The organism is Klebsiella aerogenes, from assembly GCA_029027985.1.
Taxonomy (GTDB): Bacteria; Pseudomonadota; Gammaproteobacteria; order Enterobacterales; family Enterobacteriaceae; genus Klebsiella; species Klebsiella aerogenes_A.
The window spans coordinates 1,793,257-1,817,084 of record CP119076.1; the positions used below are offsets into that span (position 1 = coordinate 1,793,257).

A 23,828-nucleotide genomic window follows, 5' to 3' on the forward strand; every position below is an offset into this window, starting at 1 on the left:
CGTTTTTTACCCGCCGGAAAGACAATAAGGCAAAAAATGTCGAATACGAACATTTAAATACCCACATTGGCACAGGTTAACTGCTGGTAATTGCGGCTATTTATCCTGGTTGTCCCTCAGGGACATCTTTTAAGAATTCACGCAAATGGTTTACAATTACGATCTCCAATGCGGGATATGGTAGGTAATATGCGTCTAATTTTTGCAGTTTTATTTTGTGTCTTAGTTTTGCCGAATGCTTTCGCAGAAAAACTGCCTGCGCCAACGGGCAAACCCGTTTTAACTATTTCTGGAAAGATTACCAATACAAATGAAGGCAATACCGCCGTATTCGATGTTGCCGCGTTAGAAAAGTTGGGTAATGAGACGGTGATCACGACGACGCCATGGTATTCGGGGAAGGTGCGTTTTGACGGTATTTCCCTTAGTAAACTCATGGGCTTAGTCGGTGCGCAGGGTAAGACGGCGAAGGTCATCGCGCTTAACGATTACACCACTGAGGTACCGGTGGAGGACTTCCATAAATTCCCGGTGATTCTGGCGTTAAAAATGAATGGCGAGTATATGCGCATTCGCGACAAGGGGCCGCTTTTTATTGTTTATCCCTACGATAGCAGTGAGGAGTTACAGAACCAGATCTATTATTCCCGCTCGGCATGGCAGGTTTCAAAGATTATAATTGAGTAAGGCTTTGATCTTGAATCGAATACTCACTGCCATTATTTTGTCGCTTTTTATCGTCACTGGGTACATAACCTATCTGGTGCATGAGCGGCAGACTGAGCTGCAAAAATTAACCCGTTATACTGACTCGTGGTCCGTTTCCCAGATGGTGTCTGAATATATGCGTCTGGAGGCTCGTTTAAGTGCCCTGGCACTGGACGTGAAAGGGACCGATCGCGATGAGGTGCGTCTGCGTCTGGAAATTATGATGAGCCAGATTGAACTGTTACAGCAGGGCGATCTCGGTAAGTTCATCAAAAAAGATGCCCGGCGGCAGGTGACGGTCAACACCCTGATTCAGATCCTTAATCAGCTTGACCAGCAACTGGATACCATGACTCCTGCGCAGATGGCGACCATGCTGCACACCATGAGTAAGCTGGACGGGCCGATGACCTCCATGGCATCGACCACGCTGGCGCAAGACATTGATGTCGTTAATCTGACTCATGATAAGATCCAGAGCCTTTACTACATCTATTCAGTCATCTCGATCCTGCTGATTACGATGTGTATCAGCCTCGGCCTGTTGATGTTGCGGCAGAACAACAATCTACGCCGCGCGCACGTGCGGATGAAGTTGTTAGCCAATGACCTACAGCTCTCAAAAGAGAAGCTACAGGTACAGAACCGCCGCCTGCAATATGATGCTTACCACGATTCGCTGACCGGAATGCCGAACCGCCTCTCTTTCTGGCAGCGGCTGCAGGAAGTGGTTAATCATGTGAAATCCTATAACGGATCTGCGGTGGTGATGCTGTTCGATCTCGATGACTTCAAGGACGTTAACGATACACTGGGTCATGATGCCGGCGATAAGCTGTTGCAGGATCTTGCCAGCCGACTGTCGTTCTTCCGTAAAACCTCGGAGACGCTGTATCGCCTTGGCGGCGATGAGTTCGCGCTGGTGTCGCAAGACTTGAGCGAAGAGATGGCGCTGGAGCGGGCCAACGTGATCCGTGAGAAAATTAGCCAGCCATATCATCTCTATGATTCGTTGATTAACATTGGTGCCAGTATCGGCATCGTGATCTCTGATGGCGAAAGCCGTACCGACTTTTTGTATAAATGCGCCGATCTGGCGCTATACGAAGCGAAAAAATCCGGCGCGGGTAATGTGCAAATTTTCCGCCCGGGTATGCTGCAGCGTCTGCAGGAGAACAAATCCTTTGAGGACGATCTGCTGCATGCGCTGGAGAACGACCAGTTCAAGGTCTACTACCAGCCGATTGCCGATACGGTGACGCGTGAAATCTACGGTTATGAGGCGCTGGTGCGCTGGTTCCACCCGGTGCGCGGCATGGTGCCGCCTACCGAGTTTATTCCGGTGGCGGAAAAAACCGGCTTGATTAACCAGCTTGGTGAGTGGGTGCTGAAAACCGCTTGTGAAGAGGCAGGCCGTTGGGCGCGGCCGCTGAAGGTCTCGGTCAACGTTTCGCCGATCCAACTGATTAACACCTCGCTGACGGAGACCGTCGCCGCGGTGCTAAAGAGAACCGGCCTTGATCCACGCCGGCTTGATCTTGAAATAACCGAGTCCGATGTTTTTAACGAGAACACGCGCTCGCTGGAGATCCTCAGTCAGCTGCGCGAGCAGGGGATCCAGATCTCGATTGACGACTTTGGTACGGGCTATTCATCGCTGTCGCGACTGAGCTATTTTCCGTTCGACAAGATCAAAATCGATCGCTCGTTTGTGGTGAATATTCCCATGCAGAAAGACGACCTCGATATTGTGCGCCTGATCATCAGCATGGGGAAAAGTTTACATATGCGTATTGTCGCTGAAGGTGTTGAAAATGAGGAGCAGTTAACCTCGCTGCAACAACTAGGTTGCGACCTCGTTCAGGGCTATTTAATCGGTAAACCTGGACCACTGAATACCGTATAAAATATTATTGTGGCTCTCCTTCCATCAGGCACTTTTGGATATTCAAAAGTGCCTTTTTTATATTTAAATGCGGTTAACCCGTAGTGGGTATAAATAGAGGTATTTAAAAATAGATTTAAAAAATAATACCCGTAGTGATTGAAAGGGGTATACCATATGCAACATATTTACCCGTTCCCGGCCGCGTTCAGTGGTGCGGAAGAGAGGCCAAATCATGCAGCGAATCATTATACCAACTCATTACGTACAAACGCGTTCCACCCCGATGTGGACCAAAGAGACCGCGCCCGCATCCATCTGGAAACGCCATCTCGATGCCGGAACGCGCCAGGGCGTGTACCCGCGGTTGTCGGTGATGCAGGGCGCAATACGCTATTATGGTTATGCGGATGAGACGAGCCCCAACCCTGTTGAAACCATGACTATTGAAGCAGGGCAATTTGGCGTCTTCCCTCCGGAAAAATGGCACTGCATTGAGGCGTTAACAGCAGATACCGTATTCAATGTGGATTTTTATGTCGATCCTAAAATTCTGATAGAGGGATAAACTGAGCCTATGAACAGTGAAAATAAAGGTTATTCATTAGCGATCATTAATAGCAACAATAATGAAAAACAAGAGAAGGTTTATCTGAAACCAATGGCGCTATATGTTCCTGATATGGCAGTCCAGGCGATAGCGGAACTGCTCCACGGCCTCTCTGCCGATAACGCGCAGGGCAAAGGCTTTAGCCTGACGGTGACCAACAACAATAACGGCGTATCGGTAGACAAAGACTTTGATTCGATCGACGCGCTGCAGGATCCGCTGAATGCCGCTGATGCCGTGAAAGAACTGATTAATATCGTGCGCGGCTACGAGTCCGACGAAGAGACTAACGTCTGCGGTTGGTAATATCACGCTGCTCTCCAGGCAGGTACCGCCCGGTATCTGCCCTTACCCAACGCATAGCCTTAGCGAAGCGTCATTTGCCGCAACAGCCAGTCACGTAATGCGCTGATGTCGGCACGCTGCGCCATCTCCTGTGTTGCCGCCAGATAATAGTTTGCGCCGGGTAACGACATCCCGAATGGCGCCGACAATACCCCACGCTGCAAGAGATCGCGCGCCAGCAGTTCGCTGGCGATCACCACGCCTTGTCCCGCCACCGCCGCCTGTAGCGCGTGCGTTTCATCACTGAAGGTTAATCCAGTATCGATACCTAACTGCGGGGGCCCGTAGCGGCGCTGCCAGTTTTTCCAGTTTGGCGAATCTGCTGGGACGTGACGGTGCTCAACGTGAAACAGCGTCGCGTTACGTAAATCTTCCAGTCGCGTGATGGCAAGCGATGGGCTGGCAACGACGATAAAGCGGTCTTCATGCAGCAGGGTGCAGTGCAAATCGCGCTCTGGCGTTTCGCGGTAACGAATGGCGACATCCACGCTGCGCTGGTTGAGGTCCACCCGCTCGACGCTGGTGTGCAACCGCAGGTCAATGGCGGGAAATTCCGCTTTGAATTCCGCTAACCGCGGCACCAGCCAATGGGTTAAGAAGTTGGAGGTGGTGGTGACGGTCAGCGACGGCGGCAGGTGGGAGCGGGCAATCTGCGCGGTGGCTTCTTCCAGCGCGCTAAAGGCGCGTTGGGTTCCGGCATAGAGGATCTCGCCGCTGGCGGTGAGGGTCACGCCCTGGGCGCTGCGTTCGCAAACCCGGCACTCCAGCACCGATTCCAGCAGCTTGATCTGATGGCTCACAGCCGTGGCGCTAACGTCCAACATGTCGGCAGCGCGTTTGAAACTGCGGCAGTGGGCGACGGCGTGAAAGGCGCGTAGCGCACCCAGCGGTGGCAGACGGTTTTTTCTCATGGCTGAGTTTTTCTCATCTATGGCTGAAAACTATGCGTTTGTCTGACCAATTATACAGGAGGTAGGCTGCTGACATGTGAAGTGACCGCTGAATTTAATTCATCAGCATTTGAGAATGTCAGGAGTGGAAAAATGAGTGTGTGTCTGAACCCACGTGTCGCCAGGGCGAAAACCAGTGCTGAACCACGCACGCAAACCATCGCGCTGAGCAGCGTATTTGCGATGGGGGCGCTGTTATTGAATGTCTCTACCCTGTTGGGCGTTGCCGGTTGTCTGGCGTTGTTGCTGGCGCTGATTGGCGTTTTTGCTGCTGGTCATGCCATGACGCGCTGGCAACCGTGGCCAGCGCGCTACGCTTTTTTGCTATCAGCGGTTGGCTGGCTGTTGACGCTGGTGGCCTGGCATGGCCCTTATGGTTGGCAAGCGTTGCTGCCGGGGATCATGGCTGGCGCATTGGGCCTTGGCAGCGCCTGGCAAGACAACGGCGTGAAGCAAAGGGTGCTGAGCATGATGGAGAAAAGCGTAATGGCGATAAGCATTGTTGTTGCTGTTACGGCGACCCTGTTAACAAATCATTATGCCGACTCGGGAAGAACTGGCTTTGGCTATGCGCTGACGGTGCTGGTGGATCTGGCGCTGCTGGGGGCGTTAGTGGTGAGAATCAGGGAGCAGGACGAGAAGCGCGAGTGATAAAAGGCGACCACGGTTTCTGCCTGGTTGGCAAACCGTGCAGATTCATTGAGGCCGCAAAGCAAAAAGCCTGCTCGAAAGCAGGCTTTTCTAAATTTGGCTCCTCTGACTGGACTCGAACCAGTGACATACGGATTAACAGTCCGCCGTTCTACCGACTGAACTACAGAGGAATCGTGTGAACGGGGCGCATGGTAACGAGGGGATTGCTGGAAGTCAAAGGAGATTACGTCATTTTCGACCGTTCGCTGGTAAAACCAGCAACGCCACCGTTTTTTGCGACATTTAAGCGAGAAAAGGGGATAACACAGAAACGAAAAAACCTGCTCGAAAGCAGGCTTTTCTGAATATGGCTCCTCTGACTGGACTCGAACCAGTGACATACGGATTAACAGTCCGCCGTTCTACCGACTGAACTACAGAGGAATCGTGTGGAGTGGTATCTTAGCGGCGAAAAAACTTTTGTCAAACATCAATTCACCGGCGATAGAACGCTCGCCGCATCTATCAACAATTTGTCGTAATTACCGGCTATTTATCAGGAAAAATACTTTGCAGGTTTAGCATTTCTCAATCATCATTTGAAATGTTGTTTCAACTCTTCTCACTAAGGTCTCCCTTGAACGTCACTTCAGCAGTACGCCAGGCCGTCGCGCGCACGTCCTGGTTCAAAAAGCGGAAGAGCTATCGTGTGCTCTACTGGCGTGAAATCAGCCCTCTTGCCATCCCCATTCTGCTGGAAAACGCCTGTGTATTATTAATGGGCGTATTGAGTACTTTTCTTGTGAGCTGGCTTGGCAAAGAGGCAATGGCCGGAGTGGGCCTGGCCGACAGCTTTAACATGGTGATTATGTCGTTCTTCGCCGCGATCGACCTTGGCACCACCGTGGTGGTGGCCTTCAGTCTCGGCAAACGTGACAGGCGGCGGGCGAGGGCGGCCGCGCGGCAGTCGCTGGCAATCATGACCCTGTTTTCGATCGTGCTGGCAGTGATTATTCATGCCTTTGGTCAACAGATTATCGATATCGTCGCCGGTGACGCCACCTCGCAGGTTAAAGCGCTGGCCTTAACCTATCTCGAACTGACCGTGCTGAGTTACCCGGCGGCGGCTATTGCCTTAATCGGTAGCGGGGCGCTTCGCGGCGCGGGGACCACCAAAATACCGCTGTTAATTAACGGCGGTATGAATATCCTGAATATTATTATCAGCAGCATCCTGATTTACGGCGTCTTCTCCTGGCCGGGACTCGGTTTTGTCGGTGCCGGTTTGGGGCTGACCATCGCCCGTTATATCGGCGCGCTGGCAACTATCTGGGTGCTGATGATTGGTTTTAACCCGGCGCTGCGCATCTCGCTGAAAAGCTATTTTAAGCCATTTAACTTTGCCATTATCTGGGAAGTCATGGGGATTGGTATTCCGGCGAGTATCGAATCGGTGCTGTTTAACGGCGGTAAGCTGTTGACCCAGATGTTTGTTGCCGGTATGGGTACCAATGTTATCGCGGGTAACTTTATTGCCTTCTCGGTCGCCTCGTTGATTAACCTGCCGGGTAACGCGTTGGGCTCGGCTTCCACCATTATTACCGGCAAACGACTGGGTAAAGGGCAGATTGGCCAGGCGGAGCGTCAGGCCTGGTTCGTTTTCTGGCTGTCGACTATTATTCTGACGCTGATTGCTTGGGGCACCGCGCCATTCGCCGGCCTGATTGCCTCGTTTTACACCAGTGAAGAAGACGTAAAAGTGGTGGTTAAAGAGCTATTGTGGCTCAATGCCCTGTTTATGCCGATTTGGTCGCTCTCCTGGACCTTGCCTTGCGCTTTTAAAGGGGCGCGTGACGTGCGTTACACCATGTGGGTATCAATGCTGGGCATGTGGGGTTGCAGGGTGGTGGCAGGTTATACGTTGGGGATCATGCTTGGGATGGGCGTCATCGGCGTCTGGCTGGGAATGGTGCTCGACTGGGCGGTACGCGGTTTGTTGTTCTATCGCCGGATGATCACCGGACGCTGGCTGTGGAAGTACCCGCGGCTGAAGTCCTGGACGGAAGAAAAGTCATGAATACGCTGAAAAAGCGTTACTTTTTAGGCGAAGTGAAGAATAAATCGGCAAACAATCTTCATTGTGAAAAACACCTTTGACATAGCCGGGCGCGGTCGTTAATATGCGCCCCGTTCACACGATTCCTCTGTAGTTCAGTCGGTAGAACGGCGGACTGTTAATCCGTATGTCACTGGTTCGAGTCCAGTCAGAGGAGCCAAATTTAGAAAAGCCTGCTTTCGAGCAGGCTTTTTGTTTTTCTGCATCCGCATAGCGCCCCCTGCGCAGACCGCGCGCGCAGGGGGGCCGACCATTAACGGAATGGTGGTTCGTTGAAAGTACGCAGTTTGCGGGAGTGCATATGGTCGCCCTCGGCGCGCAGCAAGTCGATGGCGCGGATCCCTATCTGCAGATGTTCGGAAATCGCCCCCTCGTAGAAGCGGTTCGCTTGTCCCGGCAGTTTGATTTCACCGTGCAGTGGTTTATCCGAAACACACAGCAGCGTGCCGTAAGGTACGCGGAAGCGGTAGCCCTGCGCGGCAATCGTTGCGCTCTCCATATCAATAGCGACCGCGCGGCTAAGGTTAAAACGCAGCGCCGAGGCGGAATAACGCAGCTCCCAGTTGCGGTCGTCGGTGGTGACTACCGTGCCAGTGCGCAGGCGTTGTTTGACCTCTTCGCCGGGCATGCCGCTGACCTGTTTGGTGGCGTCGTACAGCGCGCGCTGCACTTCAGCGATACTCGGGATGGGAATATCCGGCGGCAGCACCGCATCCAGCACGTGGTCGTCACGCAAGTACGCATGCGCCAGCACATAATCGCCGATCGACTGACTCTCACGCAGGCCGCCGCAGTGGCCAATCATCAGCCAGACATCCGGGCGTAATACCGCCAGGTGATCGCAGATATTTTTGGCGTTTGCCGGGCCGACGCCAATGTTAATTAAGGTTATCCCCTGGCCGTCTTTGGTGATTAGGTGCCAGGCCGGCATCTGGTGTTTTTTCCATGCCAGATCGGAAATCGCCTGTTCCGGGGCTTCGGTGTCAGCGGTGATCCAGATACCTCCTGCGCAGGAAAGCGCAATGTACGGGCTATCGGGATCGAGGATCTGGCTACAACCCCAACTGACGAACTCATCAACGTAGCGGGTGTAGTTGGTAAACAGCACATACGGCTGGAAGTGTTCAACCGGCGTACCGGTGTAGTGTTTCAGGCGGGCCAGCGAGAAATCGACGCGGCGGGCGTCAAAATGCGATAGCGGATAATACTCGGTGGCGTGGAACAGTCCGTCGGCGGTCTCATCGCCAATCTGCGACAGCTCGGTCGTCGGGAAATAACGAGTCAATCCCGCGCTCATTGAGCGATCGAGCGTCAGCGCAGAACCATCAATCACATACGGGTAGGGGATTTCATGCTGCGAGCAGCCGACGCTGATATGTGCGCCGTAATCCTGATACAGCAGGGTCAGTTGTTCCAGCAGATAAGCGCGAAACAGCTTCGGATTAGTGATGGTCGTGGTGTAGCAACCGGCATGGGTGAATCGCCCCCAGGCGCGGGTTTTTAAGGCTTTGTGATCGGCGCCATCCCACGAGACCGACAGCTGAGGATAGACAAATAAGCCTTCAGCGCGGGCCTTATCATCAGGAAGGGTATGGTGGTGAATGTATTCGCCAATGGCCTTACGCAACGCGTTAACCGCTTTTTCATACTGCGCTTCCAACTGGGAAAGCGCTTGCTCCGGGGTCAGACTGACGGCCTTCTGGTTCATCATTCGCTCCTTGTTTCAGGTCTGCTGATACTCTCGATAGTATGTTACAGCGTGAAGATGGCGAAGGAAAATCGCGGCCCCGAAGCGATAAACTCGTTGATAATAAAAGCTTAGAACAGGACTTCAGGCGGTCTGCGCCCAGCGCTCGGCGCTAAAGTGGCTGGCGGTAACGACTTTCAGCGTTGCCGCGCTATTATCATTGATGCAGTACAGGGCGTTGGGGATTGGGGTGAGTTTATCCCCCTCCTGCAACCGACAGAGGGTTTCTATTTCGGCAATCACCACAATCTGGCCGCTTTGCAAGACCACGCAACCTGGTGCTGCGGATGTTCTTTTCCGTACTTTCTTGACCCACCATTCCATGTTTTCACCCTGGCTTGTTACACTTTGAATGATAATTGACGCGTTACCGGTTTAAAGACAACTGAAACGACCCATTGGTTTAATATACGTTTAGTTGCAGGAGCTAAATCTTAACGCCGCAAGGTAGCGAGACAGGCACACAACACATATGGCAATGACGCGGTTTAACAAGTTTCTGAATCAATCTGGTTTAAGGATAGTCTCACTGGCGAAAAAAGCGCTGGCGGCGGCAGCCATCGTGGTGGTGGTGTTTTTCATCGGTCGGATATATGAATCGGAACGCGGTCCGGCGCTGCAGCTCTGGCACACCTGGTCTGCCGATGAAATGACGGCCAGTGAAATCGATCGCGCCAGCTTCGCCAGCTATCTTAAGCGTGAAGACAAAATATTTGCTGATATGCAGCGAGAGGTCAGCGACCGGCTCCCTGCTGCCGATAAAACGCCAATTAATCGCTTTTACAGCGGCAGCCTGGTCTATCCGCAGCGCTTTACTCCCAACTGGAACCACTCCTTTATTTTGCTGCCAGGCGGAAAGCCGCGCGGCGCAGTGGTACTGCTGCATGGCTTGACCGACTCGCCCTACAGCGTGCGCTATCTGGCGGAGGATTATCAGCGACATGGCTTCGTCGCGGTGGCGCCGCGTTTGCCCGGCCACGGTACCGCGCCAGGGGCGTTGACCCATGTTGATTGGGAACAGTGGCTGGCGGCGACCCGCCTGGCGGTGCGAGAGGCGACGCGCCTTGCCGGTACTGACGTACCGCTGCATCTGGTGGGGTATTCTAACGGCGGTGCGCTGGCGCTGAAGTATGCGCTCGATGGTCTGAATGATAAGTCGCTGGTCAGGCCGCAGCAGATCGTTCTGCTGTCGCCGATGATTGGCGTGACTGCCTTTGCCCGTTTTGCCGGGCTTGCTGGTTTGCCTTCGGTGTTTCCTGCCTTTGCGCGCTCGGCGTGGCTAAACGTTGTGCCCGAATTTAACCCCTACAAGTACAACTCGTTTCCGGTGAAGGCGGCGCGTCAGTCGTGGTTGCTCACTCAGGCCTTGCAAAAGCAGATTATCCAGGCGGCGCAGAGCCAGCAGTTGGCTTCTCTTGCGCCGGTGCTGACCTTCCAGTCGGTGATCGACTCGACGGTCAGTACCCGGGCGGTCGTCGATTCGCTATACCATTATTTGCCGGACAACGGCAGCGAACTGGTCATTTTCGATATTAATCAGTCGGCGGATCTACGGGCGCTGTTCCGCCCGGAGGTCTACTCGGCGGTGAATACCTTATTACCACCCGCGCCGCGCCAGTACTCGACAACGATTGTGACCAACGAGACTCCACACACCCGTGATACCGTCGCGCGGCTGACGCTGGCGGGGCAAACCACTGAGAACACGCAGCCGCTGCATCTGGCCTGGCCACAGGATATGTATTCGCTTTCGCATATCGCCGTGCCATTCCCCATCACCGACTCACTGTATGGTCGCGAGCCGACAGAGAAAAACCTCAGCGGCATTAGTATTGGTACAATCTCACTGCGCGGCGAGACTGCCACACTGAGTGTTGGCCTCGATACCCTGATGCGCGTTACCTCTAACCCGTTTTTCCCCTATCTGCAGCAGCGGATTAATCAGCATTTGCCGCCGCTCTCAGAACAACAGGATGTGCAGGATCGCCCGCAGCGCAATGCCGATGAGCGCGGCGGGGGCGACGAAGCGGAACAGGCGCACAAACCGTGAGCTGATGCCGAGGAAAATACCGATGCCGGGCAGGTCGAAGGTCTGGATCAGTAGTCCCGCTGAGGCGTTTATCTGGCTGAGCGTCACTTTCCCCTGTTGGGCCAGTTCGGAGATCACCCCGAAGTAGGCGGTCCCGCCCGCCACGCATTTCACCAGCGCGGGCAGGACGAAGTTCTCGGGAATATGTAGCCACAGCAGCAGCGGCATCAGCACTCGCTGCAGCATTTCAATGACCCCCGCTGCCTGCATCAGGCCGACGATCGTTAAAGATAAAATCAGCATCGGCACGGCGCCGAGCGCCAGACGAATAGCGTCGGAACCGGCGCTGTTGATCACTGTAATCAGCCCCTGGTTGTTTTGTTCGCTATCCGGAAGCACTTCGGCGCGGGCGTTTTCGACAATCGATAGCTTACGCCCGGTGGCGTACCAGCAGACCGCCGCGGCGCACAGTCCGCCGATGATTGAAATGCCGATCGCGGCCAGCCAGTGCAGGCCGAACGGCGTTAAGGGATAAAAGACGTTGCCCTGACCCATGGCGAAGACCATTGCCAGAGTGGCGGCCATTTGTCGGTCGGAGACGCCGCGCTTATCCATGATCGCGAGAGTGGCGAGCGGGGCGGCGAAGCTGACGAAGTTGATTTGAATTAGCGCGAAGGCGCTCATGCCGGTCAGGCCGAAGGGCTTCAGCAGCGGCGCCAGCCAGCGTACGATAACATCAAGAATGCCCCGGACTTCGAGATATTTCATGATGATTAGCATGACGACCATAATCGGTAACAAGGTATAAAGCGCCACGTCGACGGAGGACTTTCCCGCCGACATGATGATGCCGATGACATCCATTTATCTATCACTGTATGTAGGTCAAATAGTTAGCGTCATCATAATCCCGACGAGGCGGAATGAACATGCTTTCATGCGCCGCATGACCCGCACGGTGGTTTTTTGTCCGGGCTACCAGAGGCAGGTCAGTACGCGACCTTCGCTAATATGATATTCGCCGCTGAACTGGCGGCCCGCAGGGAATTCATCGCTGAGTGTTTCATTAAGGCGGAGCGTGAAACGGTGGTTTGCCGGGGCGAGTGCGACGATGGCGGCAGCATTGAAATCAAACATCCGCTGCACGCACGGATACAACGCTTTGAACAGACTCTCTTTGGCGGAGAAAGCCGCCAGCAGCGCCCACTCCTTATCCAACCCACAGCGGGCGAGCAGCGCCTGCTCCGCCTGCGCAACAAACATATCGGCGCTTTCCAGCATGATCCCCGGTTGCAGGTGTTCAATGTCAATCCCCGGATGCAGGCCGTCGGACTGCGCGGTCACGACCGCAATAGCGATGTCTTCACTGTGCGACAGGCTGCCGCGCCAGCCCATCGGCCACACTGGCGCGCGGTCGGCGGCAGTTAACACCGCCTCGTGGCAGCCAGACTGACGCAGTAAATAGTGCGCGCAGTAGCGCCCGGCCAGATATTCGGCTTTACGTTTGGCGACGGCTCCAGAGAGGGAAGGCGGCAGGGAAACGGCGTACCGGCTGAACAGCGCGTCCGGCATCGGTTGCCTGGAGAAGCGCACCCGACAGAATTTCAGCGCCGGGGCCGCGCAAAGGTAGCCGCACTCGGCATGCTGGATAAATGGCAAATGCTGGAAGGTGTCGGTGACGATAAACATTCAGGTCCATCAGGCAAAAACGAAGCGTGGCGCTACCTTAGCGCAGGTGACTGCCAGAAAGCTACCCACCTGGCGGTGGGTAGCAACCAGGTCGAATAGGAGGGCAAACGCAGAAAAGCAAAAAGCCTGCTCGAAAGCAGGCTTTTCTAAATTTGGCTCCTCTGACTGGACTCGAACCAGTGACATACGGATTAACAGTCCGCCGTTCTACCGACTGAACTACAGAGGAATCGTGTGAACGGGGCGCATATTATCGATGACCTCGGGGCTTGTCAAAGGCTGAATCACCATAACGCGTTTGATTGCTGACAATTTCAGCAATCAGGTGCTTTTTATTGCGATTCGCGTGTACGCTGCACCGCGATAGTGCGTTTCTACCCCTTATGGGGCATATCATGCGCTCATGAAAGCCGCTGGCATCATCAGTAACCCTTATCGTACCGCGCCGACAGGGCTATCGCGTGGAGGGGAAAAACTGGCAAGCATCTTGCAAAACTCCTGTCACTTAATGGCCAGTAGTGGCATTCCCTTACAGGAGGCAAAATGAACTTAAGACGACTGAAGTATTTTGTGAAAATCGTCGATATCGGCAGTCTGACCCAGGCCGCTGAAGTCTTGCACATCGCACAACCGGCGTTGAGCCAGCAGGTAGCGACCCTGGAAGGTGAGCTGGAGCAGAAACTGCTGATCCGCACTAAACGAGGCGTAACGCCAACCGAAGCGGGGAAAATTCTCTACACCCACGCACGGACCATTCTGCGCCAGTGCGAACAGGCGCATCTGGCGGTACATAACGTTGGGCAGACGCTGAGCGGGCAGGTGGCTATCGGCCTTGCGCCGGGAACGGCGGCCTCGGCGATCACCATGCCGCTGCTGCAGACTGTGCGTAATGAACTCCCCGAAGTGAGCGTGTATTTGCAGGAATGCAGCGGTAGCGTGCTAAACGACAAGCTGCTCGGCGGCCAGTTGGATATGGCGGTACTGTACGAACGTTCGCCGGTGGCGGGAGTGGTCAGCCAGCCGCTGCTGAAAGAAGATTTGTATCTGGTTGGGACGCAGCACTGCCCGGGGCAAAGCGTCGATCTCTCGGCGGTGGCCGAAATGAGCCTGTTTCTGCCACGAGACTACAGCGCCGTTTGCGCCCGCGTAACGGAAGCCTTCACCTTACGCCGTCTGTCAGCAAAAGTAATTGGCGAGATTGAATCCATTACGACCTTAACGGCTGCTATCGCCAGCGGGATGGGGGTGACGGTATTGCCCGAATCTGCAGCGCGTGCACTCTGTTCGGCGGCTAATGGCTGGATGGCACGTATCAGCACGCCGTCGATGAGTCTGTCGCTGTCGCTGAATACCTCGGCGCGCGGCAGTCTGTCGCCGCAGGCGCAGGCGGTCAAAGATATCCTGTTGTCGCTGGTCAGCCGCCCGTCGTTGGAGAATCGCGAACTCCAACTGGTCAGTTAACATATATTCTTTTAAGGAATAAGTTGCTGGTTTTTATTATTTGTTTGCCGGGTAAACAGACTTTAACAATAGTCATCACGTTATGTCTGCAGACCCGGAGGAAAGGGTGAATTTCCAGCAACTGAAAATTATTCGCGAGGCGGCCCGTCGGGATTACAACCTGACGGAAGTGGCTAATATGCTGTACACCTCGCAATCTGGCGTCAGCCGCCATATTCGCGAACTGGAAGAAGAACTGGGGATAGAGATCTTTATCCGCCGTGGCAAGCGTCTGCTGGGGATGACCGAACCTGGCAAAGCGCTGCTCTCTATCGCTGAAAGGATCCTCAATGAGGCCAGCAACGTCCGCCGTCTGGCCGATCTGTTTACCAACGACGCTTCGGGCGTATTAACTATCGCGACGACACATACTCAGGCGCGCTATAGCCTGCCGCCAGTGATTAAAGCGTTTCGTGAACTTTTTCCCGATGTGCGCCTGGAACTGGTGCAAGGGACGCCGCAGGAAATTGAAACGTTGCTACATAACGGCGGGGCGGATATTGGTATTGCCAGCGAACGTTTAAGTAACGATCCTACGTTGGTGGCCTTCCCATGGTTTCGTTGGCATCACAGCTTATTAGTGCCAAAAGATCACCCGCTGACGCAGGTTACGCCACTAACGCTGGAGGCCATCGTACACTGGCCACTCATCACATACCGTCAGGGGATCACCGGGCGTTCGCGTATTGATGAAGCGTTCAGTCGCAAAGGGTTGATGCCGGACATTGTCCTCAGCGCCCAGGATTCCGATGTGATTAAGACTTACGTTGAGCTTGGTCTGGGTGTGGGCCTGGTAGCGGAGCAATCCGGCGACGTCCGCGAGGCGGATACGTTTACCCGCCTGGAAACACGCCATCTCTTTGATGCGAATACCGTTTGGCTGGGGCTGAAACGCGGTCAGTTACAACGTAACTATGTCTGGCGATTCATCGAATTGTGTAATGCGGGGCTGTCGCTGGATGAAATTAAACGTCAGGCGATGGAGCCGGAAGAGGTGGCCATCGACTATCAAATCTAAGCGCGGGCAGCCGGCAAGCGGGAGGCGTCAAAGCAGCTATAATTCATTCACGTGAGTCGCGACTGAGGAAGGGAAAATGATGGTGCGGCGTATGAAATTGCTTTGCTCCCTGGTGATGATGTTGGCCAGCCACAGTGCGCTGGCAGTGAGTTATCCGTTGCCGCCGGAAGGGAGTCGTTTGGTTGGCAGTCCCATCAACATTACCGTGCCCGACCGTAATACTCAGCCCCTGGAGACCTTTGCTGCCCAATATGGGCAGGGGTTGAGTAATATGCTGGAGGCTAACCCTGGCGTGGATGTGTATCTGCCAAAATCGGGAACCTCATTGACTATCCCGCAACAGTTGATTCTGCCTGCCACCGTGCGCAACGGTATTGTGATTAACGTTGCCGAAATGCGCCTTTATTACTATCCGCCGGAGGGGACTACCGTTGAGGTTCTGCCGATTGGTATCGGCCAGGCGGGACGTGAGACGCCGCGTAACTGGGTGACGGCGGTGGAGCGCAAGCAAGAAGGGCCAACCTGGGTTCCGACGGCGAATACCCGCCGCGAGTATGCCAAAGAAGGCAAAACCTTGCCGGCGATGGTACCTGCCGGGCCGGATAATCCGATGGGCTTGTATGCTATCTATATCGGCAGGCTATATGCCATTCACGGCACCAATGCCAATTTTGGTATTGGCCTACGGGTGAGCCAGGGCTGTATTCGCCTGCGCAACGATGACATTAAATATCTGTTCGATAACGTGCCGGTCGGCACGCGGGTGCAGATTATCGATCAGCCGGTCAAATATACCACCGAGCCGGACGGCAGCCATTGGCTGGAGGTTCATGAACCGTTGTCGCGTAACCGTTCTGAGTTTGAGTCTGATCGCAAAGTACCGCTGCCGTCTACGCCGGCAATGCGCGAATTTGTTCAGGGGGTGGGGGTGAACGTCGGGCGAGCGGATTCAGCGCTGCAGCGGCGTTCTGGAATGCCGGTGAATATCAGCAGTTCAGCTGTGGAGAGTTCTCTTTGACGGTGTGAAACGTTGAAAAGCAAAAAGCCTGCTCGAAAGCAGGCTTTTCTAAATTTGGCTCCTCTGACTGGGATCGCCTTTGTGATTAACTGCTGAAGATTAAGCTAAATCAGAAACCGAGTCTTGTCAGAACCACCAAAATGACACCTGGCGATGCCGCAATGAACTACGTTGGAGGAGTATGCAACTCGCAACCGTGCGGTCGCTAATCAACGTCTGAGCGGAAGTACGACCCGGTGGAAAAGGACAGTAGGTTATAACCGTCGTTCAATCACCGAAATAACGATGTACAGAGTTAAACAACAGATTAATTCACCCACCATGCCCGCACTGAAAACTATGTCAGGCTAAATACTGACGAATATCGGAAGGGGCATAGTTTTGTTCCCACAAAGCCCTCATCATCAACATATAGGGCTCAACATAAGTGAAAAAGGCCAGATAGCTTTCACAAAAATAATTAAGCTCTGGGGCACCCCGTTGGGAAAATACTATGCGATCTTTTGGGCAACCACCGCGACAGGCAAATTCCATTTTGCAACTGACACACTCTGCGGCCAGTAATGGTTTGTGTTGCCCAACGGTTTTGTTTTTTTGTATCCTGGTTATGACAGATTGACGGCTATTACTGCGTAATGTTTTTGAATGAGCAAAATGATTGTGCTGGTATAAATCATCGTTTGTTTTTAGTGCTGAGGTATCATTCTCAGATGGCGAAAAAATACGGTTCGCCGTAGGTAACTCACACCACGCAGCGAAAGCCTGTTCAAAAATGGGGATTTTAATCGTCCCAATATCCAGACGTACCCATGTATAAAAAATCGTCTTCAAAAAGGTTCCAAATGCGGCAGGCGCAAGGCTTCGCGCAGATACACCACCTTGCTCAATTGGTTCAAGCAATGGGATAAATTGCATATGCTGACTGCCAAGATTTTTAAGATAGTGATAGACTCGCAGCGGTTGCTGGCTGTTAATAGCGTCAATGCTCGTCAGGGTGCTAAAATCAACACCATGTTTTTGTAACAAGCTTACAGATTCCTCAATCTGATGAACCGTCGGTTTGCCAGAGACCGTTTTGCAGAAATTGTTGTGCGTTGAGACATCAACATTCACTGGAATGCTAATAATAAAGTTATTTTTCTTGAAGAACTCGCACCAGCTATTATCTAACAGAGCACTGTTTGTTAACACTGTATTGATAATGCTTTTATCTTGTGCAAATTGTTTTTGTAGTTCAATAACTTGGTTAAAGAAATCAAAACTGTCAGATGTTAGTTCACTATCCTGCCAGGAAAACAACACACTATCGGTTTCCTTAGTATTAATTTGCTGACGAATATATAGCTGAAGTGTTGCAGTATCCATATCGCATGTTTTATATTCAAGATAGGTATGAACTCTATCAAGATAGAAGCAGTGTGAACGACATAATTTACTGCATTCGCTGGTGAAATACTCTATTGGCTGGCAGCGTTTAATTGTTGCGTTCATAGTGTTATCTATTTTTAAATGTAAGGAAATAGTGTAATCCAGATAATGGATTACACTATAATTTTTTATTATTTACTAACTTCGACTCGCATTTCATTAACCTGTGCAGGTACTATTTTATGTCCTGTTCTCAGATAGTCCATCACGACATCAGACATATTATGTCCGGCACGAATTTGTACATTTTTCCCTTCTTTAAATGCCAGGAAACCATCCCCTCCTAAAGCAAGAAATGTCGTTGTTGCAACATGATAACTCTCTGTATCCTCAACCGCTTTACCATTGATGGTGAGAGACACTACGCGTTGTCCGACTGGTTTCTGTGGCATATAATGCATTTCAGCCCCCCTCGACATTTGCAATATTCCATTAGTGAGTGACGCGCCATGCTCCATTAGATTACGTAGTTCTTTGCCGCTGAGATCCATTTCCGTAAGTTCATTCTTGAAAGGGAATGTGCTGGTAATATCGCCAAAGGTAATTGAACCAGCATTTAAATCCGCACGTAAACTTCCAGAATTAATCAGCGCGATTTGGGCTTTCGGTGCAGCAATAAGCATTGCATCCGTAAACAGGTTACCAAGTTGCGATGATTCACCATAGGCACGGGTTAATGTGAGAGGTGATTCACCTACTGGTTGACGCACGATATCTGCGAGTTTTTTATTCCATCCATCAATAACTTTCTGTGTTGTTGGATCAGGTTTCCACTCATCCGCATAGATCGTTTTCAGCTCGAAGTTTTTCATTTTATGGGTATGGGATACAGGGTCAACATCAAGTACCAATTTACCTACATCAATCCCTCCGCTGTCAGTAGAAAGGATTAACGTATTACCTACTTTGATAGGTTCTGGTGTTCCTACGTGAGCGTGTCCGGTAATGAGAATATCAAGCCCTTTGACCTGACTTGCCGTTTGAACATCTTTATCCAGCGCGCGTCTGACATCTGTATTACCAATACTGGATTGGCGTGCCGGAACGCCTTCGTGAACAAGAGCGACGGTGATGTCAACTTTATCACGTAACTCATCGAGATAATGTTGCAGATATTTCACCTCATCGCGTGCCTCAATTCCCTGGTTTTTAAGAGCTGCGGCTGATTTATCAAAACGATTGCTATTATCGTTATCAAGGCCCTGTATTGAGAGTTCTGAAATTGTGTCATTAAATGCATACACACCGTGCAGCCCAATAACACCAATTTTGACACCATCTTTTTCCAGAATAATATAGGGTTTGTTCCAGAAAGGTATCTCGCTATCTGTATGGAATACATTTCCTAACAGAACAGGGAAGTTCGCCTTACTTAACTGGCGCAAGAGGTTATCCCAGCCATGGTCGAACTCATGATTGCCGATGGATACCGCATCAAAGGGCATCGTCCTCATAATATCAATTATTGCCTCCCCTTTGGTTAGGCTGCTGATATACGGCCCGGTAAAGTAGTCTCCAGCATCAAAATAAAAAGTGGATTTGTTTTTTGCTTTTTCTTGTTTAACCATGGTAGTGATATTTGCCCAGCCGCCGATATCTCTTTTGTCCTCTGCAACATACGGGAGTTTGTAACTATCAACATGAGCATGAAGATCATTAGTATAAATAATGGTGACATCTTTGGCGCAGGCCCAAAATGGTAATGTCAACAGAATACTCGCAGTAATTGTTTTTATCTTCATAATAAATTCCTTTTATTTATATTTAGAAAGTGTAACCGACGGTTAAATAATAGGCCCACCCTGTTGAGTCTATAGGGACGAGGTCCCCGTCACTGCTAAATGCTTTACTGCCTTCCTCAAATTGTCCACCATGATAGAAATAGCGAAGGGTCGCGCCATAGCTCCAGTGAGGGTAAACTAAGCTGAGTATATGGGTGGAAACTATCGAGTTGTTTGTGCGAGAGTAAAATGGTTGCTCCCCGCCTGACTCATCTTTTAGATCCGAACCAAAATCAAAATTGGTAAAACCAACATAATTTAACTTTCCACCAAATAGTGTTGTAATAGGGACAAAGTATTTTACTTTAAAACGATATCCATCCCACTCGTTTTCGTTGGCAGCATTATAATTATTCCCCTGGTATTTAGCATAGATGTTAGCAGATAAAGTCATCGGTAGCCCGGTATCAATATCCGTCCCTAATCCCATATACCAGGTACTCTGACGCTGCCCTGAATTAGTTCCTGCATCATAGATATAGTTGTGGGCAAAATACCATTCTTTAAATGGACCAAAGCTTAGATCGAGTCCCGTTAATTTGTCGATACTAAAACGTGGTTCTATTTCCATAAAAAATGGCGAGCCATTATCCCAAATGCCGATATCGTTTTTATTTCCTACACCGAAAAATTTAGGTAAATCCGCATAGCCATAAAAATCAAACCAATCCACATGCGCCCATGCACGATACTCTGGATATAAATCTGCTCTTTTTAGTGGCCCAAAGCGGGTGGCGTTGCTGCCTACTATATTAATACTTTGATGCCACCAGTCTGACAAATATTCATCATTTCCAGAGTCTGCAAATGTTACCATCGGTAACAATATAAGCGCGCCTGATAAAAAATATTTTTGTTTTTGCATAAAGTAATTCCTTTCACTGAGGTTTGTAAAAAAATACTATTCCTGTACTAAAAATTATATATTTAGAAGATATGAAATGATTATTGTATTTTCAATATACTATTACGATATGATTGAGGTAAATATCAATCGCTCAATCATATCTGAAAGTATTCAATAAGTTATTGAGTTTATTTAGCCGAATTTATATCGACCACTCTCATTTCGAGATCAGGTTTTAATGGACTATGAGCCTTGACATAATCAATGATTGATTCAGCAGAACTGGTACTGTTGATAGTTTTGATATTCGTTCCTTTCAAGAATGCTTCAAATCCATCACCACCCGTTGCACAAAATGAGTGTGTCGCAACCCGATATGTTTTGGTTGGATCTACAGGTTGGTTATTAATAGTGAATTTAATAATTCGTTCATCCAACGGTTTTTTACTGTCATATTCAACATGGACACTTTTTGATACTTGTAAAACTCCGTTGGTGAGATTAGTTGCGTGGATCATTAAATCGGTAAGTTCCTTTCCGGTAAGATCCATTTCGACAAGTTCGTTATTAAATGGGAAGGTAGTAATGACATCACCATATCTTAAATTTCCCTGCGGGAAATCAGCACGCAATCCACCGCTGTTTTGTAATCCCACGACTGCGTCTGGCGCTTTATCCATCATGGCGTCGATCACTAAATTACCAACAGGTGACGATTCACCATAGGAACGAGTGAATGATGCCGTTGTCGACCCAATAACCTGGTCAGTAATACTTTTCAGTTTGGCATTCCACTCATCAATCTTAGCCTGAACTTTCGGATCGGGTTTATATTCGTCAGCAAATACCGTGATTAGTTTACCGTTATAGCCATCAATTTTTTTAGTCTTAGGATTAAAATCCAATACTAATTTACCAATATCAGTCCCATACGCATCTGTTGAAACAACGAGTGTGTTATTGACTTTAATTGGCTCTGGCGTACCCACATGAGCATGCCCTGTGATTAACACATCAATGCCTTTAAATTTCTTTGCGGTATCGATATCAGCTTGCAGCATTCGGGCTACATCTTTATTTCCGTAGCTTGATTGCCGTGCTGGCGTACCTTCGTGGATAAGCAACACGATGATATCAACTTTGCCTTTTAACGCATCAAGTCCTTTTTGAATATAAGGCACTTCATCTCGAGCCTCTGAGCCTGCGTAAGCCTTAGCCGCAATAGTGTCGTAAAATGCAAATTTTTGATGTATTCCAATTACACCAATTTTTATTCCATCTTTTTCGACAATCGTCCAGGGTTTATTCCAGACGGGTTTATCACTGTTGGTATAAAACACATTTCCCAATAAAATAGGAAAATTCGCTTTTGATAACTGCTTAACCATATTGTCAACGCCATGGTCAAACTCATGATTCCCCACCGATACCGCATCAAAAGGCATGGAATTCATTATATCAATAATTGCTTCCCCTTTGGTTAGAGTGCTGATGTATGGCCCGGTAAAGTAATCACCTGCATCAAAGAAAAAGACATCTTTGTTTTTTTTCTTTGCATCATTAACGATGGTTGCAATGTTAGCAAAACCACCTACGGCTCGGTTTTTATCAACGGCGGGGATTTTCCCCGGGGAAACATGAGCATGTAAATCATTGGTATAATAAATAGTCACATCCTTCGCATTAACGGATGTGGCGAGCGTTGCTGACAGGCACAACGTGATCAGACTAAGCTTTATTTTTATATTCATAATCAGTTCCTTCGAAGAAATATTTTATTTCTTTCAAGGGTTCATGCAGCTGCAAGAACCCTTGTGATATTGGCAGTCAGAGTCAATTGCTATCTGAATATTTATTTTTTCACATCAACAACGCGCATACCTTTGAGCTGTTCATCCGTGATGGTATTACCTGCTTTGAAGTAATCAATTACAGCGTTAGAAACGTAGTAACCGCCTGTTGTATTTCGCGATTTACCCTCAGTAAATGTGGTAAAACCATCGCCGCCATCAGCAAGGAAGCTCTGGGTGGCAATATGGTAAACCGTCGCATCCTCAATTGGTTTGCCATTAAGAGTCAGTTCGGCGACCCGCTGGCCGATTGGTTTACTACTGTCGTACTTCATTTCCAGGCCTTTAGATACCTGCAAAACGCCATTAGTTAAACTTGCGCCGTGTTCCATCAAACTACGCAATTGTTTACCGGTGAGATCCATCGTTGCCAGCTCGTTGGGGAACGGGTACACACTGATGACTCCACCCATAGTAATCGCGCCTGCTGGTAATTCAGTGCGGATACCACCTGAATTAGTTAAAGCCAGTTGTGTATTTTTGCCTGCCGCCGCCAGCAAAGCATCCGCAGCCAGATTCCCCAGTGGGGCCGATTCTCCATATGCGCGTGTCAATTCAACTGGCGACTGTCCTACAGTTTGTAGCACCACTTCATCAAGCTTCTTATTCCAGTTGTCGATCACCGACTTCGTTTTTGGATCGGGTTTCCACTCGTCTGCATAAATGGTTTTAAGCTCGAAGTTTTTCACAGTGAAGTGATGTGGTTTTTCTTTATAGTCCAGTACCAATTTCCCCACATCAATACCGCCGCTGTCGGTGGAGAGAATTAGCGTATTACCTACTTTAATCGGCTCCGGCGTGCCAACATGGGCATGTCCGGTAATCAGAATATCCAGTCCTTTCACCTGGCTTGCGGTCTTGATATCTTTATCCAGCGCACGACGTACATCGGTGCCCCCTATGCTGGATTGACGGGCAGGTGTTCCCTCATGGACCAGCAGCACGGTCAAATCGACTTTGCCCTTCAGTTCATCAATATAGTGCTGCAACCATTTAATTTCGTCTCGCGCTTCAATACCTACGCGCATCGCTGCGGAAACCGTATCATTAAATGCAAACTTGCCGTGTAAACCTATAACGCCGATTTTCACACCATCTTTTTCAATGATGGTGTAAGGCTTGTCCCAGAATGCCTTGTCGCTGTTTTGATAGAATATATTACCTTGCACAATAGGGAATTTCGCCTGACTAAGTTGCAATAACGTATTGTCCCAACCATGATCGAACTCGTGATTTCCCATTGTGACAGCATCAAATTGCATGGTATTCATGATATCAATTATTGCTTTGCCTTTTGTCAGGCTACTGATATATGGGCCGGTAAAATAATCACCGGCATCAAAAAACCATGTTGCTTTGTTTTTCCCTTTCTCCTCTTTTACCAGGGTGGTGATATTCGCCCAACCACCGACATCTCGTTTACCGTCTGCAATATAGGGTACTTTATAAGGTTCCACATGAGCATGGAGATCATTGGTATAAATGATAGTAAGATCTTTAGCGCAAGCCCAAAGCGGTAGCGTCAACAGAATACTTGCTGCAATTACTTTCACCTTCACAGTCAGTCACCTTTAGTTAGTTAAAAAATTATCAAATTACGTTTAGGATTGTTTTTATATGTGAGAATATTTACATAATATGTGATTTTTTTCACAAAATTGGTCTGAAGTTGCT

Annotated in this window: 20 protein-coding genes, 4 tRNA genes and 1 pseudogene; 12 read left to right on the top strand and 13 right to left on the bottom strand. The window is 50.2% G+C overall.

What is annotated here, in order from left to right; all coding sequences use genetic code 11:
- Window positions 1-189 precede the first annotated feature (189 nt).
- The 4 genes from PYR66_08465 (at window position 190) to PYR66_08480 (ending at window position 3,509) form a co-directional block, all read left to right on the top strand.
- A complete protein-coding gene (locus PYR66_08465) occupies window positions 190-687 on the top strand; it encodes a molybdopterin-dependent oxidoreductase (GenBank protein ID WEF29729.1) in 498 nt (165 codons plus the stop codon).
- 10 nt (window positions 688-697) lie between these two features.
- On the top strand, window positions 698-2,614 hold the full coding sequence (locus tag PYR66_08470) for an EAL domain-containing protein (protein WEF29730.1): 1,917 nt from the start codon (window positions 698-700) through the stop codon (window positions 2,612-2,614).
- Window positions 2,615-2,828: 214 nt separating this feature from the next.
- Entirely contained in the window at window positions 2,829-3,161 is a 333-nt protein-coding gene (locus PYR66_08475) for a DUF1971 domain-containing protein (protein WEF29731.1), read from the top strand.
- Window positions 3,162-3,170: 9 nt separating this feature from the next.
- A complete protein-coding gene (locus tag PYR66_08480) occupies window positions 3,171-3,509 on the top strand; it encodes a DUF1869 domain-containing protein (GenBank protein ID WEF29732.1) in 339 nt (112 codons plus the stop codon).
- Window positions 3,510-3,568: 59 nt separating this feature from the next.
- On the opposite strand, the gene PYR66_08485 is transcribed toward PYR66_08480, so the two are convergent.
- Entirely contained in the window at window positions 3,569-4,459 is an 891-nt protein-coding gene (locus PYR66_08485; GenBank protein WEF29733.1) for a LysR substrate-binding domain-containing protein, read from the bottom strand.
- A gap of 132 nt (window positions 4,460-4,591) precedes the next feature.
- Here PYR66_08485 and PYR66_08490 point away from each other — a divergent pair, with 132 nt between their 5' ends.
- Window positions 4,592-5,149, top strand: coding sequence for a hypothetical protein (locus PYR66_08490; protein ID WEF29734.1), 558 nt, complete (start codon window positions 4,592-4,594; stop codon window positions 5,147-5,149).
- Between the two features lie 97 nt (window positions 5,150-5,246).
- Here PYR66_08490 and PYR66_08495 read toward each other — a convergent pair.
- Window positions 5,247-5,322: transfer RNA gene (locus tag PYR66_08495), tRNA-Asn, on the bottom strand.
- 177 nt (window positions 5,323-5,499) lie between these two features.
- A tRNA-Asn gene (locus PYR66_08500) sits at window positions 5,500-5,575 on the bottom strand.
- A 193-nt stretch (window positions 5,576-5,768) separates the two neighbouring features.
- Between PYR66_08500 and PYR66_08505 the strand changes: the two genes are divergently transcribed.
- Window positions 5,769-7,208 (top strand): EmmdR/YeeO family multidrug/toxin efflux MATE transporter, encoded by a 1,440-nt coding sequence (locus tag PYR66_08505; protein ID WEF29735.1) that lies wholly within the window; start codon window positions 5,769-5,771, stop codon window positions 7,206-7,208.
- Between the two features lie 123 nt (window positions 7,209-7,331).
- Window positions 7,332-7,407 (top strand) — tRNA-Asn (locus PYR66_08510).
- Window positions 7,408-7,500: 93 nt separating this feature from the next.
- On the opposite strand, the gene PYR66_08515 is transcribed toward PYR66_08510, so the two are convergent.
- Both PYR66_08515 and PYR66_08520 read right to left on the bottom strand, forming a co-directional pair.
- Complete coding sequence (locus PYR66_08515; GenBank protein WEF30386.1) at window positions 7,501-8,955, bottom strand: AMP nucleosidase; 1,455 nt, start codon at window positions 8,953-8,955, stop codon at window positions 7,501-7,503.
- A 123-nt stretch (window positions 8,956-9,078) separates the two neighbouring features.
- Window positions 9,079-9,318: a histidine kinase gene (locus PYR66_08520; protein ID WEF29736.1), complete on the bottom strand. Its 240-nt coding sequence runs from the start codon at window positions 9,316-9,318 to the stop codon at window positions 9,079-9,081.
- A gap of 148 nt (window positions 9,319-9,466) precedes the next feature.
- Here PYR66_08520 and PYR66_08525 point away from each other — a divergent pair, with 148 nt between their 5' ends.
- Window positions 9,467-11,044, top strand: coding sequence for an alpha/beta hydrolase (locus tag PYR66_08525; GenBank protein WEF29737.1), 1,578 nt, complete (start codon window positions 9,467-9,469; stop codon window positions 11,042-11,044).
- Here the strand turns inward: PYR66_08525 and PYR66_08530 are convergent.
- The 3 genes from PYR66_08530 to PYR66_08540 form a co-directional block, all read right to left on the bottom strand.
- A complete protein-coding gene (locus PYR66_08530) occupies window positions 10,955-11,887 on the bottom strand; it encodes a nucleoside recognition domain-containing protein (protein WEF29738.1) in 933 nt (310 codons plus the stop codon). The genes PYR66_08525 and PYR66_08530 overlap by 90 nt on opposite strands.
- Window positions 11,888-11,998: 111 nt before the next feature.
- Window positions 11,999-12,712 carry a 4'-phosphopantetheinyl transferase superfamily protein gene (locus PYR66_08535; GenBank protein WEF29739.1) on the bottom strand — a complete coding sequence of 238 codons (714 nt, stop codon included), beginning with the start codon at window positions 12,710-12,712 and terminating at the stop codon, window positions 11,999-12,001.
- A gap of 153 nt (window positions 12,713-12,865) precedes the next feature.
- Window positions 12,866-12,941 (bottom strand) — tRNA-Asn (locus PYR66_08540).
- Window positions 12,942-13,255: 314 nt separating this feature from the next.
- Here PYR66_08540 and nac point away from each other — a divergent pair.
- The 4 genes and pseudogenes from nac (at window position 13,256) to PYR66_08560 (ending at window position 16,551) form a co-directional block, all read left to right on the top strand.
- Entirely contained in the window at window positions 13,256-14,173 is a 918-nt protein-coding gene (nac, locus tag PYR66_08545; GenBank protein WEF29740.1) for a nitrogen assimilation transcriptional regulator NAC, read from the top strand.
- A gap of 106 nt (window positions 14,174-14,279) precedes the next feature.
- Window positions 14,280-15,230: an HTH-type transcriptional regulator Cbl gene (gene cbl, locus PYR66_08550; protein ID WEF29741.1), complete on the top strand. Its 951-nt coding sequence runs from the start codon at window positions 14,280-14,282 to the stop codon at window positions 15,228-15,230.
- 76 nt (window positions 15,231-15,306) lie between these two features.
- Complete coding sequence (ldtA, locus tag PYR66_08555) at window positions 15,307-16,248, top strand: L,D-transpeptidase (GenBank protein ID WEF29742.1); 942 nt, start codon at window positions 15,307-15,309, stop codon at window positions 16,246-16,248.
- Between the two features lie 167 nt (window positions 16,249-16,415).
- Window positions 16,416-16,551, top strand: a pseudogene (locus PYR66_08560) (IS5/IS1182 family transposase).
- A gap of 39 nt (window positions 16,552-16,590) precedes the next feature.
- Here the strand turns inward: PYR66_08560 and PYR66_08565 are convergent.
- From PYR66_08565 to PYR66_08585, 5 genes are all read right to left on the bottom strand, one after another.
- Window positions 16,591-17,739, bottom strand: a complete 1,149-nt coding sequence (locus tag PYR66_08565; protein WEF29743.1) for an SPASM domain-containing protein — start codon at window positions 17,737-17,739, stop codon at window positions 16,591-16,593.
- A gap of 68 nt (window positions 17,740-17,807) precedes the next feature.
- The gene (locus PYR66_08570; GenBank protein WEF29744.1) at window positions 17,808-19,418 is read right to left on the bottom strand and encodes a bifunctional UDP-sugar hydrolase/5'-nucleotidase; all 1,611 of its coding nucleotides are present in this window, start codon (window positions 19,416-19,418) and stop codon (window positions 17,808-17,810) included.
- A gap of 22 nt (window positions 19,419-19,440) precedes the next feature.
- Entirely contained in the window at window positions 19,441-20,274 is an 834-nt protein-coding gene (locus tag PYR66_08575; protein ID WEF30387.1) for a nucleoside-specific channel-forming protein Tsx, read from the bottom strand.
- 218 nt (window positions 20,275-20,492) lie between these two features.
- Window positions 20,493-22,055, bottom strand: a complete 1,563-nt coding sequence (locus PYR66_08580; GenBank protein ID WEF29745.1) for a bifunctional UDP-sugar hydrolase/5'-nucleotidase — start codon at window positions 22,053-22,055, stop codon at window positions 20,493-20,495.
- Between the two features lie 101 nt (window positions 22,056-22,156).
- Entirely contained in the window at window positions 22,157-23,713 is a 1,557-nt protein-coding gene (locus PYR66_08585; GenBank protein WEF29746.1) for a bifunctional UDP-sugar hydrolase/5'-nucleotidase, read from the bottom strand.
- Window positions 23,714-23,828: the final 115 nt, after the last annotated feature.

Excerpts from the sequence above, each read along its gene's own strand:
- PYR66_08515 (WEF30386.1), bottom strand. The coding sequence starts at position 8,955 with ATGAACCAGAAGGCCGTCAGTCTGACCCCGGAGCAAGCGCTTTCCCAG.
- PYR66_08580 (WEF29745.1), bottom strand. The coding sequence starts at position 22,055 with ATGAATATAAAAATAAAGCTTAGTCTGATCACGTTGTGCCTGTCAGCA.
- PYR66_08570 (WEF29744.1), bottom strand. The coding sequence starts at position 19,418 with ATGAAGATAAAAACAATTACTGCGAGTATTCTGTTGACATTACCATTT.
- PYR66_08520 (WEF29736.1), bottom strand. The coding sequence starts at position 9,318 with ATGGAATGGTGGGTCAAGAAAGTACGGAAAAGAACATCCGCAGCACCA.
- PYR66_08565 (WEF29743.1), bottom strand. The coding sequence starts at position 17,739 with ATGAACGCAACAATTAAACGCTGCCAGCCAATAGAGTATTTCACCAGC.
- PYR66_08535 (WEF29739.1), bottom strand. The coding sequence starts at position 12,712 with ATGTTTATCGTCACCGACACCTTCCAGCATTTGCCATTTATCCAGCAT.
- PYR66_08490 (WEF29734.1), top strand. The coding sequence starts at position 4,592 with ATGAGTGTGTGTCTGAACCCACGTGTCGCCAGGGCGAAAACCAGTGCT.
- PYR66_08480 (WEF29732.1), top strand. The coding sequence starts at position 3,171 with ATGAACAGTGAAAATAAAGGTTATTCATTAGCGATCATTAATAGCAAC.
- ldtA (WEF29742.1), top strand. The coding sequence starts at position 15,307 with ATGATGGTGCGGCGTATGAAATTGCTTTGCTCCCTGGTGATGATGTTG.
- PYR66_08485 (WEF29733.1), bottom strand. The coding sequence starts at position 4,459 with ATGAGAAAAAACCGTCTGCCACCGCTGGGTGCGCTACGCGCCTTTCAC.
- nac (WEF29740.1), top strand. The coding sequence starts at position 13,256 with ATGAACTTAAGACGACTGAAGTATTTTGTGAAAATCGTCGATATCGGC.
- PYR66_08475 (WEF29731.1), top strand. The coding sequence starts at position 2,829 with ATGCAGCGAATCATTATACCAACTCATTACGTACAAACGCGTTCCACC.
- PYR66_08530 (WEF29738.1), bottom strand. The coding sequence starts at position 11,887 with ATGGATGTCATCGGCATCATCATGTCGGCGGGAAAGTCCTCCGTCGAC.
- PYR66_08525 (WEF29737.1), top strand. The coding sequence starts at position 9,467 with ATGGCAATGACGCGGTTTAACAAGTTTCTGAATCAATCTGGTTTAAGG.
- PYR66_08465 (WEF29729.1), top strand. The coding sequence starts at position 190 with ATGCGTCTAATTTTTGCAGTTTTATTTTGTGTCTTAGTTTTGCCGAAT.
- PYR66_08575 (WEF30387.1), bottom strand. The coding sequence starts at position 20,274 with ATGGTAACATTTGCAGACTCTGGAAATGATGAATATTTGTCAGACTGG.